Genomic DNA, 12,511 nt, shown 5'->3' on the forward strand with positions numbered 1-12,511 from the left:
TCTGGACCGCGTCAGCCGATTCCATCCTCGAAAAGCTGCATCGACTTTGCTCGCGAATCAGCGGAACAGGACACTAGCCGCATGCCACGATCGAACTGACGCGCGGTGTCGACGGAGAGCAACCCGACACGCTGGTGCGTTATGCGTACGACGATGCCGGCCAACTCGTGGCCGTGACCGATCGCAGCGGCCACACCGGGCGACGGTTTGCCTACGAGCATGGGTTGATGGTCCAGCACACGTTGCCCGGCGGCTTGAACTGCTTTTATGCGTGGCAGGGTGTGGGCTGCGACGCACGTGTCGTGCGCCATTGGACCGACGACGGCGAAGCGTACACGTTCGATGCAGACCTTGCGCAGCGTTCGGTGACGATCACCGATCAGATCGGGCGCGTGACGGTCTGGACGTGGAACGAGGATCAGCAGCCGACGAGTTATACGGATGCCGAAGGCAACGTGTGGCGGCTCGAATGGAACGCGATGCGGCAGCTGGTCAGCACGACTGATCCGGCCGGCCATGTCACTCGCTTCGAATATGACGAGCGCGGCCGGCAGACGCAGCGCATCGACGCGCTCGGCCATGTCGAGCGGACCGAATGGAATGGGCACTACGATCTGCCTGTTGCGGAAATCGATCCGACCAACGCGCGATGGATCTATCGTTACGACGCGCGCGGCAATCTGGTGATGGTGCGCGATCCGGCGGATTTCGCGACCGAGTACTACAGGGACGAGCGCGGGCTCGTGCATACGATTCGCGATGCGCGTGGCGGGTACAAATTCCTCGAATGGAATGGCCGGGCGCAGTTGACCGCGTATACCGACTGTTCCGGCAAGGTCACGCGGTTTGCGTATGACGCACGCGGTGCGCTCGCTCGGGTGACCGATGCGGCCGGCAATGCCACGGTGTACGAAACGGATGCGATGGGGCGAGTCACGGGGATCGGGACGACCGATGGTGCGCGTCAGATGTTCCGTTACGACGCGGCCGGAAGGCTGATTGAGGTCGTCGATCCAAACCAGCGCAGCACGCGCTACGAAGTCAATCCGCGTGGATTGTTGCTTGCACGCACGGATGCGGCGGGTCGGGTCGTGCAGTTCGGCTATGACCAGGCGTTCCGGTTGGCGAGCCTGACCAACGAGAATCGTGAGACGTATCGCTTTCAGTACGACCGTCGCGATCTCGTTTCCGCACAGATCGGGCTCGATGGCCACAAGCGGACATACGAGTACGACGTGTGCGGTCAAGGCACGATCGTACGCGATGGGCAGATCGAAACGCGATACGAGCGCGATGCGATCGGGCAGCTGACGGCGAAACAAGCCGCGCACGAGCGTTGCGAATACCTGTATGACGAGGCCGGCCGGATCACGTCGGCCGAGTTGTACACGCTTGCCGCGCGTGGACCATCGCTGAAGAATCGCGTCAGCCTGAAGTACGACAAGCGTGGAGAAGTCGTCGAGGAATACACGCCGACCGGCTGGCTCGCACACACCTACGACGAGCTCGGCAATCGTGTCAGCACGACGATTTCCGGCGAGCGCACGATCGACTGGCTGCATTACGGGTCGGGGCATGTGCACCAGATTCGTTTCGACGGTGCCACGGTTGCGGACATCGAACGGGACGACCTGCATCGCGAGGTGCTGCGGACGCAGGGCAAGCTGACGAGTCACTTCGGGTATGACGCGGTGGGGCGCCGTGCTCGGCAAACTGCGCAGTGCGGCGCGGCGGGCGGCGAGTTGCTTGCGAAGCAGTGGCAATACGATGCCGCTGGCGACGTGATCCAGAAGCGCGACCAGCGTTACGGCACGACGAGCTATCGGTATGACCCGACGGGGCGCATCGAACAGGCGGTGGGGCCGGGATTGCCGTCGGAAGTGTTTCGGTGGGATGCCGCGGCGAACCTGGTGTCGAGCGATCACCCGGGCGGGTATGTCGAGCACAACCGGCTCAAGATGTTCGAGGACAAGCGCTTTGAGTACGACGCGTATGGGCGGCTCGTTCGTAAGGTGAGCGGGCATGGGCCGGCTAAAGAGCTCACGCTTGAATACGACGACTGGAACCAGTTGAAGACCGTCGTGACGAAGGACCGGCTCGGGGTTGCAACGACGCATTTCGAATACGACGCGTTCGGTCGACGGATCAGGAAGCTCAATGGCAGTTATGCGAGTACGGATTTCCTGTGGGACGGCATGCGGTTGGTGCAGGAGACGTATCACGATCGTCAGGGCGAGGAAGCGCTGACGTACTTGTACGAGTCCAATAGTTATGTGCCGCTTGCCCGGATCGATCAAGGGAGGGCAGCGGCTAATGATGCGGATGGACGGGATGCGGTTTACTACTTCCACAATGATGTATCGGGGTTGCCGGAGGAACTGACTGACGCTGGTGGCGAGTTGGTCTGGCAGGCGCGCTATAAGGTTTGGGGCAATGCGGTACAGGAGGAGTGGATCGCGCGGGCGCCGCAGACGTCGGCCGCCGCCTGGGGTGAAGTGTCGGTAGCCGCGCCGACGTCGACATATGCACCACGACCACAGAACTTGCGCTTCCAAGGACAGTATTTGGACCGCGAGACCGGGTTGCACTACAACACTTTCCGGTTCTACGATCCAGACATCGGGAGATTCATCAATCCGGATCCGATTGGATTGCTGGGAGGAGCGAACCTCTATCGGTACGCGCCTAACCCGGTATCGTGGATTGACCCATGGGGACTGACTGGCGACGACATAACAACGCTTTACCACTACACGACTCAAGATGGTATGGAGGGCATTACGAGTAGTGGACTTTTGAATGCGTCGCATGGGCCCGTACATGCAAGGTTTGGAGATGGTCAGTATTTCACTGATATATCTCCCGATATGATTGGCGGTAGAACTATGGCCGATGCTGCTGGAACTGGAAAGATGTCACTAGGACAGCTTGCGGCAAATATTTACGGCGATGCGCGAAAACTTAATAGCATCACGCATTTTGTTGAAATTGACGTTACGGGTTTGGATGTCAAGGAGCCCCGTCCAGGAACTTTCTTGGTTGAAGGGAGTGAACCACTTGATATTTCGAATCGCGTGAAAAGAAGTGGATCGAGTTGCTCATGAAAAGAGAATATTTCCATTCAAAAACAGAGTTTCCGTGTGGTGTAGGGGAGGTTTATACGGAATTTCTCGACGGCGTCGCGACGCGCCAGATTAGCCATCCTGATGGTGGAGTTATCTATGCATCTTCATCGGTACGTGATTGGAATCCTGAGATAGGATTTTTGCTCTTTGATGGAATTAAGGACGAGCTTGAAATTTCTCAAAAAGACGAAATCAAACGAGAAGATTTCGAGCATGTCTGGAAGGCGGTCATAGGCAATCCTCCCAAAGGACTGTCGATTGTCTATGAAGTTGGGGATGCGGCTGTGCCACGGGAAAATTCAACCTTGATTGCTCATGTGGTGAACAATCGGGGGAAATGGGGGCGCGGGTTTGTTGTTTCTCTCGGCAAGAAATACCCTGTCGCACGAGATGGTTATCTCGAATTGTTCCGAGATGAACAGCGGCCTCCGCTCGGAATGGTTCAATTTTTGTCTGTGGATGACGAGAAGCGGATATTTGTCGCGAACATGGTTTCTCAGGACGGGATTCGCAAGAGTAGTCGCGACGTTGCTCAATACGTTTCGTATTCTGACCTCAAGATATGCCTTAGTAAAATTTGCGAATTTGCGTTAGCTAATCGACTTTCGGTGCAAATGCCAATGATTGGCGCGGGACTTGGTGGCGGGGATTGGGAAGTCATTTCGGCGGAAATCGACGAAGTGTTTTCGTACTATAAACAGACTTGTAAAATAATTACACTTTCTTGATAACGCTGGCGGCGAGCTGGTTTGGCAGGCGCGCTACAAGGTGTGGGACGATGCGGTGCAGGAGGAGTGGGTTACGCGGGTGCCGCAGCGGTCGACGGCCGCCTGGGGTGAAGTGTCGGTGGCCGCGCCGGCCTCGACGCGCGTGGCTGATCAACGATGCGTGTTTTGTTCCGGGCCGCAAGGCGAGGATCGACATTGAGCCGGGCAGGCTGATCATCACGCAGATGTAAAAGGCAACGCCGCGAGATGCGGCCGCGCTGCGCGACGTCGCGCAGCGCGCCGGACGGGGTAGAGCAGCCGTAACCGGCGGCAGCCACCCCAAACCACGCATCACCAAGCGATATCGCAAGACGACCGCGACGTCCCCGCACCGCCGGTAGCCGTGCATTTCGCCCCTGAGCCGTTGTCATAGAACGTCCGCGTCTCTGGTTGCGGCACCGACGGATCGAACGGATTCGGCGCGCCGTGCGGACCGCGCGGCGCATCGTACGGCCGCTGCGGCGCATACGAGCCGCCACTCACAGCCGGCCGCGATCCATTAGCGCGCAGGTATTCATTCCAGTTCCGCTCGCGCTGCTCATACCCCGGCACAGCGCGCCCCAAACTGTCGCTCCCGCCCGCGCCGAGCGCGACACGATTCGGCGGCAAGATGACATCGGGTTCACGTTCAGAAGAAGCGGGCGGCGATGCCACAAGCGCATCGCTCGTCACCCGCAACGGCCGCGTATCCGGCGTATCGAACGGGCTGCGTTCGGCAGGCGTGGCGAACTGCACCCGCCTGCGGCTCAACCGCGCCGCATGCCCATCATCCCGGGCGGCCGCACGTCGCTCCGAGCGAAACACATTGGCACTGGCCGACCGGTCGGTCAGCGTATCGCGTCCGGAAGCATGGGCAGCACAAACAGAAAGCGCACACGCAATCGCGGCGGCGGAAGAGAGGCGGATTGGGCAATTCATCGATGATTCGAAGCAGGTGATGTGCATTGAACAAAAACGGCAAATCACTGGCTGGCGGCTGAGCGACAAGGGGGACGTCGAAGCGTCCCTGAAGCGACTGCGAGGCGCGGCGGGCGCGACTTGCAGGGAGGCTGGCTGGATTGCTGAAGCGAGGCCACATTATTTCATGGAAATCTCAAAAAGCTTTCAAAATGTTTAGCTTCAAAAGTAAACAGTAAGATTTGCCGCGATGTCGAGCGCCCGTTCTGGTGCGCACTCACACAATCATCAGTCGATTGGTTTCCCGCGATCGACTCCTGGGCCGCCCACAAAACGCACCATCGCGGATCACGCCCTCGCCGGACGCCATGCCCAGCAAGGAACCCACCCCGGTCTCCCCGCCCAATAGCAACCCAATTGCACCCAAGGCAATCGTCCCACCCCGAAAAGGTTGCGCCCCCGTCGCCACCCGCCCGCCTCAAAAACATACGTGTTTTCCCTCAATCGACAGGCATTTTTGACAGACGATTGAAAAACGCCCATATAATTTCGGCTGCCTTGCCAATGGCTGTCGGACCATCCCTCCGAACGAGCGATTTGGCAAGCGGGGCAGGCGAAACGCTTGCGCAATGCAAGACGCATCACGATGTCTTTCCGAACCAGACGTCCCCTTCGGGGACTGCAAGAGCCGGGCCCCGCTACGCAACATTCCGCTGGAGTTCCGTCTTCTATGTGTCTCGGGCGTGTCCCCTGTCCTCGCCCCGGGTGCTGTTCGATTGCGCAAGTCATGCCGCCTTTGCCCGTATGACTAAACAACATCGAGGAGCTCCCAGATGACGCTGTCCCGTCTTACGTCCATTTCCGCCGCCGCCGTGCTGTTCGCCGCCGGCGCCGCCGCCGCGCAAGCGGAAACCGTGAAGATCGCCATCGCTGGTCCGATGAGCGGCTCGGTCGCCCAATACGGCGACATGGTGAAGGCCGGCGCGCTGACCGCGATCGAACAGATCAACGCGGCAGGCGGTGCGGGCGGCAACAAGTTCGAAGTCGTGATGATGGACGACGCGTGCGAACCGAAGCAGGCCGTCGCCGTCGCCAACAAGATCGTCAGCCAGAAGATCAAGTACGTGATCGGCCACGTGTGCTCGGGTTCGACGATTCCCGCGTCGGACATCTACGAGAACGAAGGCATCGTGATGGTCACGCCGTCGGCCACCGCGCCGCAGCTGACGGAAGGCAAGAAGCGCCACTTCATCTTCCGCACGATCGGCCGCGACGACCAGCAAGGTCCGGCCGCCGCGCACTACATCATCAACAACGTGAAGCCGAAGAAGGTCGCGGTCCTGCACGACAAGCAGTCGTACGGCCAGGGCATCGCGTCGTCGGTGAAGAAGGATCTCGAAGCCGCGAAGATCCCGGTCGTGCTGTTCGAAGGCATCAACGCCGGCGATTCGGACTACTCGGCGATCATCACGAAGCTGAAGTCGCAAGGCGTCGATTTCGTCTACTTCGGCGGCTACCACCCGGAAATGGGCCTGCTGATGCGCCAGGCGCGCGAGCAGGGCGTGAAGGCGACGTTCATGGGGCCCGAAGGCGTGGGCAACAAGGACGTGACGGCGATCGCCGGCCCGGCTTCGGAAGGCATGCTGGTCACGCTGCCGGCCGACTTCTCGGCCGATCCGGCCAACGCGGCGCTCGTGAAGGCGTTCGCGGACAAGAAGCGCGACCCGAACGGCCCGTTCCAGATGCCGTCGTACGCAGCGGTGAAGATCATCGCCGACTCGATCGCGGGCGCGAAGACGACGGACCCGACGAAGGTCGCCGCGTACATGCACAAGACGACGTTCGACACGCCGATCGGCAAGGTCGCGTATGACGCGCAGGGCGACCTGAAGGCGTTCAAGTTCGTCGTGTACACGTGGCACAAGGACGCGACGAAGACCGCCGCCAAGTAACAACGAAGTATCCGCTCGCGCACCCGCCCCGCCCGAAACCCGGACGGGGCGGGTGCGTATTGGCCGCGCATCTGCCCCATGCGCGCCAAAGGGCGGCCCGAGACGACACCGTGCGCTGCGCGCGGCCGGCCGCCGTGATCCGGCGACGGCACGCGGCCCAGCGCCAACGGGAGCTTCCCGCATATGACTGACTTCTTTCCCCAATTCGCCCAGCAGCTGGTCAACGGCCTGACGCTGGGTGCGATCTATGCGTTGATCGCCATCGGCTATTCGATGGTCTACGGCATCATCGGCATGATCAACTTCGCCCACGGCGAGATCTACATGATCGGTGCGTACGTGGGCCTCGTGACCCTGACGGCCATCGGTATCTCCGCCGGCTATCCGCTGCCGCTCGTGCTCGGCGCCGCGCTGATCGTGTCGGTGATCGTCACCGGCCTGTACGGCTTCGCGGTGGAGCGCGTCGCGTATCGCCCGCTGCGCGGCGGCCCGCGCCTCGTGCCGCTGATTTCCGCGATTGGCATGTCGATCTTCCTGCAAAACTACGTGCAGATCGGCCAGGGCGCGCGCGACGTGTCGGTGCCGGTGCTGATCTCCGGCGCGTTCGAGATCCATCTCGGCGGCGACTACGACGTGACGGTTCCGTATGCGCGCCTGCTGATCGTCTGCGTGACGATCGTGCTGATGATCGCGCTCACGCTGTTCATCTCGCATTCGCGGATGGGCCGTGCGTGCCGCGCGTGCGCCGAGGACATGAAGATGGCGAACCTGCTCGGCATCGACACGAACCGCGTGATCTCGTTCACGTTCGTGCTCGGCGCGATGCTGGCGGCCGTCGGCGGCGTGCTGATCGGGCTGACGATCGGCAAGCTGAATCCGTATATCGGCTTCGTCGCGGGCATCAAGGCGTTCACCGCCGCGGTGCTCGGCGGGATCGGCAGCATTCCGGGCGCGATGCTCGGCGGCGTGCTGCTGGGCCTCGCCGAAACCTTCGCCGCGGGATACATGCCGGCCGAGTACAAGGACGTGGTCGCGTTCGGCCTGCTCGTGCTGATCCTGCTCTTCCGCCCGACCGGCCTGCTCGGCAAGTCGGACATCGAAAAGGTTTGACGGAGACGCAGATGAGTCAAGTCATTTCCGTTCGCCGCCCGGCCGCCGACGCATCGATCGGCCAGGCGCTGAAAAATGCCGTGGCCGCCGCGCTCCTGACGGCGATCCTCACGATTCCTGTGCTCGGGCTGCAACTGAAGCTCGACGGCTATCAGGTGGTGCTGACGCCGCACTGGCGCCCGGTGTGGATCGCGGTCGCGGCCGTGTTCCTGTTCCAGTTGTTCAAGCCGTGGCTCGTGCGCGCGAAATCCGCGGTGAAGCTGCCGGCGATGCCCGCGATGGGCGCGCGGCAGCAGCGCGTGATCATCTGGGTGCTGCTCGCGGTCGGGCTCGTGTGGCCGTTCTTCGGCTCGCGCGGTGCAGTGGACGTCGCGACGCTCGCGCTGATCTACGTGATCCTCGGTCTCGGGCTGAACATCGTGGTCGGTTTCGCGGGGCTGCTCGATCTCGGCTATGTCGGGTTCTACGCGGTCGGCGGCTATACGTACGCGATGCTGAACCAGTATTTCGGGCTGTCGTTCTGGGAATGCCTGCCGATCGCGGCGATTGCCGCGGCGACGTTCGGCTTCCTGCTCGGCTTCCCGGTGCTGCGTTTGCGTGGTGACTATCTCGCGATCGTCACGCTCGGCTTCGGCGAAATCATCCGCCTGCTCGCAAACAACCTGACGAGCCTCACCGGCGGCCCGGACGGCATCTCGAGCATTCCGAAGCCGACGGTGTTCGGCTTCGAGATGGCGCGCTCGGCGAGCGTCGAAGGCGCGAAGACTTTCCATGAACTGATCGGGCTCGAATACAGCGGCGAGCACATGGTGATCTTCCTGTACCTGATCGCGCTGGTGCTGGTCGGCTTCACGCTGTTCGTGACGAGCCGCCTGATCCGCATGCCGATGGGCCGCGCATGGGAAGCGCTGCGCGACGACGAGATCGCGTGCCGTTCGCTCGGCCTGAACCCGACGCGCATCAAGCTGTCGGCGTTCACGCTCGGCGCGGCGTTCGCGGGTATCGGCGGCGCGTTCTTCGCCGCGCGTCAGGGCCTCGTGAATCCTGAATCGTTCACCTTCATCGAATCGGCGCTGATCCTCGCGATCGTCGTGCTCGGCGGGATGGGCTCGCAGCTCGGCGTGATTCTCGCGGCGATCCTGCTGACCGTGCTGCCGGAAGTCGCGCGCGGGTTCGCCGAGTACCGGATGCTGATCTTCGGTCTGGTGATGGTGTTGATGATGATGTGGCGTCCGCAGGGCCTCTTGCCCGCGAGCCGTCCTCACGTGGAGCTGCCGCAATGAGCGCGAATGCAGAACTGTTGAAGGTTGCCGGGCTGCAGATGCGCTTCGGCGGGTTGCTCGCGGTGGACGGCATCGATTTCGACGTGCGCCGCAACGAGGTGTTCGCGATCATCGGGCCGAACGGCGCGGGCAAGACCACCGTGTTCAACTGCGTCGGCGGCTTCTACAAGCCGACCGGCGGCGACGTCGTGCTCGACGGCCACGCGATTGGCGGGCTGCCGAGCCACCAGATCGCGTTGAAGGGCCTGGTGCGCACGTTCCAGAACATCCGCCTGTTCAAGTCGCTGACCGTCGTCGAGAACCTGCTCGTCGCGCAGCATCGGAAGGTGAAGGCCGGGCTGCTGCACGGCCTGTTCGCGACGCCCGCGTACCGCCATGCCGAGAAGGAAGCGCTCGAACGCGCGGCCGTGTGGCTCGACCGGATGGGGCTGACCGCGGTCGCCAACCGGCCGGCCGGCACGCTGTCGTACGGGCACCAGCGGCGTCTGGAGATCGCGCGCTGCATGATCACCGAGCCGCGTCTCTTGATGCTCGACGAGCCGGCGGCCGGCCTCAACCCGCAGGAAAAGATCGAGCTGCAGCACCTGATCGACAAGCTGCGCCGTGAATTCGGCGTATCGGTGCTGCTGATCGAACACGACATGAGCCTCGTGATGGGCGTGTCCGACCGCATCCTCGTGATGGAGCATGGCCGGCCGATCGTGATCGGCACGCCGGAAGCGGTCCGCAACGACCCGCGCGTGATCAAGGCGTATCTGGGGGAAGAGTGATGCTGAAGCTGGAACAGGTCCATACGCACTACGGCGCGGTCGAGGCGCTCGCGGGCGTGTCGATCGAGGTGAACAAGGGCGAGATCGTCACGCTGATCGGCAGCAACGGCGCCGGCAAGACGACGCTGATGATGACGGTATGCGGCACGCCGCGCGCGTCGTCGGGCCGCGTGCTGTTCGAGGGCAACGACATCACCGCGATGTCGACGCACCAGATCATGCGGCAGGGGATGGCGATCTCGCCGGAAGGGCGGCGCGTGTTCCCGAGTCTGACGGTGCTCGAGAACCTGAAGATGGGCGGCTTTTTCGCGAGCCGTCACGAGATCGACGACGGCATCGAGCACGTGTTCAAGCTGTTTCCGCGCCTGAAGGAACGCGCGGCGCAGCGCGCCGGCACGATGTCGGGCGGCGAGCAGCAGATGCTGGCGATCGGCCGTGCGCTGATGAGCAAGCCGCGTTTGCTGCTGCTCGACGAGCCGACGCTCGGCCTCGCGCCGCTCGTGATCGCGCAGATCTTCGACATCATCCGGACGATCCGCGACGAAGGCGTCACGGTGTTCCTGGTCGAGCAGAACGCGAACAAGGCGCTCGGCGTGGCCGATCGCGGCTACGTGCTCGAAACCGGGCGCGTGGTGCTGGCCGACACGGGCGCGAACCTGCTCGCGAACGACCGGATCAAGCAAGCGTATCTCGGCGGTTGATCGGCGGGAAGCCGCTGGCCTGCAACGGGCCGGCGGCTTTTTAGCGTTGTTTCCGGATGTGTCGGTACGATGGGGGCCATGCCCGTTTGTGTAGCGAATCCGCAGCCGATTCGGCTTCGATCGTAGTCGAATCGGCGACTTCCTCGCTTCCCGGAGCAAACCGATGAAGGTCAAACGAATCGTCGCCAATATCGACACACGCTCGATCGACGACGCAAAGCGCTTCTATCGGCACATCTTCGGCCTCGACCTGCTGATGGACCACGGCTGGATCGCGACCTACGGCAACGCCGAGCAGATGGCCGTGCAGATCAGCTTCGCGTCGCAGGGCGGATCGGGCACGCCGACGCCCGATCTGTCGATCGAGGTCGACGATCTCGACGAAGCGCTTGCGCGTGTTCATGCGGCCGGCGTGCCCGTCGAATACGGCCCGGCCGACGAGCCGTGGGGCGTGCGGCGCTTTTACGTGCGCGACCCGTTCGGCAAGCTCGTCAACGTGCTCGCGCATCGCTGACCGGCGACGGCGAGCCGGGCACGCCGCCGGCGTTCACGCATGCAACGCGAGCCCCTTCACCGCCTTGTCCACGGCCTTCTTCGGCCCGCGCAACGCCAACCCGACCAGATCGGGATTCTCCGCATCCTCGGCGCGAAACGCTTCGCGGTTGGCCGCATCGTGCCCGGTCGAGAACATCGCGCGCACGTAGGGCACGATCGTCAACTCGCGCGACAGCGCCTGCCGGTGCGCGGCCTGCAATCCGTTCAGATCGGCCGCGAACACCAGCATCGGCTGGCCCAGCATCCTGCCGTAGCGGCGCCCGGCCGCGTCCTCGTAAGGTTCGCCGAGCGCCTCGGGCGCGCCGGCGGCGACGCCCGTCGCGAGAAATGCGACGACATTGAGTTTCTGCCACGCGGCGAGATCGTCGCGCACGATCAGCGCTACTTTGGTATCGAACATGCTTGCTCCTGGTTGGAGCGCCCATGATCCGACGCCGCGCGCGATCAGTCTGGAACGTTTGTGCAGAGTTGCCGGTACGCGGCCGGCGTGATCCGGTACGCGCGGCGGAACCAGCGGCCGAGGTGGCTCTGGTCCGCGAAGCCGACGTCGGCGGCCGCCTGCGCGGGCGTGCGGCCGGCGGCCAGCAGCCGGCGCGCGGCACGCAGCCGCAAACGCACGAGGTACGCGTGCGGCGACGTGCCGAACGCGCGCTGGAACATGCGCGTCAGCCGGAACCGGTCGATGCCGGCGACGCTCGCGAGTTCGTCGAGGCCGATGTTGTCGCCCATGTGTTCGTGCAGCAGGTCGCGCACGCGTGCGATCGCGGGCGGCACGACGTCGCTTTCCAGCACAAGCGGGCCGCCCAGATGGCTGCCGAGCCGCATCAGCAGGCGGTCGAGCGTCTGGTCGCGCGCGAGCCGGCCTTCGTTGTCGTGGAGCGCGAAGAACGCATTCCGGATCGCATCGACGAGGCCGCGATCGTCGACGAGCGTGTGGCCGAACGTGGCTTCGACGCTGCCGAGGCCCGGCAGGTCGAGCCGGCGCGCGGCGCGCTCGACCCAGGCCTGCGGCAGGTACAGCATCCCGTACGTGAAGCCGCCGGCTTCGGGCGCGTGGCCGTCGTGCATCGCACCCGGCTCGATCAGGATCGCGCGGCCCGGCACGCTCGTATGCAGCGAGCGGTGGCACTGGAAGCGCTGCACGCCCTGTTCGGTGAAGCCGACCAGCATGTCGTCGTGGTCATGCGCGTCGTACGCATGGCCGTTGAAATGCGCGTGCAGGCTTTCGATGCCGGTTTCCGCGTCGCGGCGCGCGACGAGCCAGTGGTCGGGTTCGCCGGTGGCTTTCGCATCTGTCGTCATCGGCTACCTCTCACGTCGTCGTTGTGTGACGGACCCTCTAAGCAGGCGG

General features: G+C 63.2%; 11 protein-coding genes. 8 read left to right on the forward strand and 3 right to left on the reverse strand.

What is annotated here, in order from left to right:
* Positions 1-134 precede the first annotated feature (134 nt).
* Together C5F75_RS18625 and C5F75_RS18630 are read left to right on the forward strand one after the other, a co-directional pair.
* Complete coding sequence (locus C5F75_RS18625; RefSeq protein WP_104012569.1) at positions 135-3,104, forward strand: RHS repeat-associated core domain-containing protein; 2,970 nt, start codon at positions 135-137, stop codon at positions 3,102-3,104.
* On the forward strand, positions 3,101-3,853 hold the full coding sequence (locus C5F75_RS18630; protein WP_104012570.1) for a macro domain-containing protein: 753 nt from the start codon (positions 3,101-3,103) through the stop codon (positions 3,851-3,853). Before C5F75_RS18625 ends, C5F75_RS18630 begins: the two co-directional genes overlap by 4 nt.
* Before the next feature lie 330 nt (positions 3,854-4,183).
* Here C5F75_RS18630 and C5F75_RS37250 read toward each other — a convergent pair whose 3' ends face one another.
* The gene (locus C5F75_RS37250) at positions 4,184-4,837 is read right to left on the reverse strand and encodes a hypothetical protein (RefSeq protein ID WP_081075384.1); all 654 of its coding nucleotides are present in this window, start codon (positions 4,835-4,837) and stop codon (positions 4,184-4,186) included.
* 785 nt (positions 4,838-5,622) lie between these two features.
* Here C5F75_RS37250 and C5F75_RS18640 point away from each other — a divergent pair.
* The 6 genes from C5F75_RS18640 (at position 5,623) to C5F75_RS18665 (ending at position 11,119) form a co-directional block, all read left to right on the forward strand.
* Positions 5,623-6,741, forward strand: coding sequence for a branched-chain amino acid ABC transporter substrate-binding protein (locus tag C5F75_RS18640; RefSeq protein ID WP_104012571.1), 1,119 nt, complete (start codon positions 5,623-5,625; stop codon positions 6,739-6,741).
* Between the two features lie 183 nt (positions 6,742-6,924).
* The gene (livH, locus tag C5F75_RS18645) at positions 6,925-7,851 is read left to right on the forward strand and encodes a high-affinity branched-chain amino acid ABC transporter permease LivH (protein WP_059584442.1); all 927 of its coding nucleotides are present in this window, start codon (positions 6,925-6,927) and stop codon (positions 7,849-7,851) included.
* A gap of 11 nt (positions 7,852-7,862) precedes the next feature.
* On the forward strand, positions 7,863-9,134 hold the full coding sequence (locus tag C5F75_RS18650) for a high-affinity branched-chain amino acid ABC transporter permease LivM (RefSeq protein WP_059640787.1): 1,272 nt from the start codon (positions 7,863-7,865) through the stop codon (positions 9,132-9,134).
* The gene (gene livG / locus C5F75_RS18655) at positions 9,131-9,904 is read left to right on the forward strand and encodes a high-affinity branched-chain amino acid ABC transporter ATP-binding protein LivG (protein WP_104012572.1); all 774 of its coding nucleotides are present in this window, start codon (positions 9,131-9,133) and stop codon (positions 9,902-9,904) included. Before C5F75_RS18650 ends, livG begins: the two co-directional genes overlap by 4 nt.
* On the forward strand, positions 9,904-10,605 hold the full coding sequence (locus tag C5F75_RS18660; RefSeq protein WP_006484776.1) for an ABC transporter ATP-binding protein: 702 nt from the start codon (positions 9,904-9,906) through the stop codon (positions 10,603-10,605). Before livG ends, C5F75_RS18660 begins: the two co-directional genes overlap by 1 nt.
* A 163-nt stretch (positions 10,606-10,768) precedes the next feature.
* Entirely contained in the window at positions 10,769-11,119 is a 351-nt protein-coding gene (locus C5F75_RS18665) for a VOC family protein (RefSeq protein ID WP_059640790.1), read from the forward strand.
* A gap of 33 nt (positions 11,120-11,152) precedes the next feature.
* On the opposite strand, the gene C5F75_RS18670 is transcribed toward C5F75_RS18665, so the two are convergent.
* A complete protein-coding gene (locus tag C5F75_RS18670; protein ID WP_059640792.1) occupies positions 11,153-11,560 on the reverse strand; it encodes a DUF2000 domain-containing protein in 408 nt (135 codons plus the stop codon).
* Positions 11,561-11,604: 44 nt separating this feature from the next.
* A complete protein-coding gene (locus tag C5F75_RS18675; protein WP_059640794.1) occupies positions 11,605-12,462 on the reverse strand; it encodes an AraC family transcriptional regulator in 858 nt (285 codons plus the stop codon).
* Positions 12,463-12,511: the final 49 nt, after the last annotated feature.

Origin of the sequence: Burkholderia anthinoferrum (assembly GCF_002925705.1) — a bacterium.
GTDB lineage: Bacteria > Pseudomonadota > Gammaproteobacteria > Burkholderiales > Burkholderiaceae > Burkholderia > Burkholderia semiarida.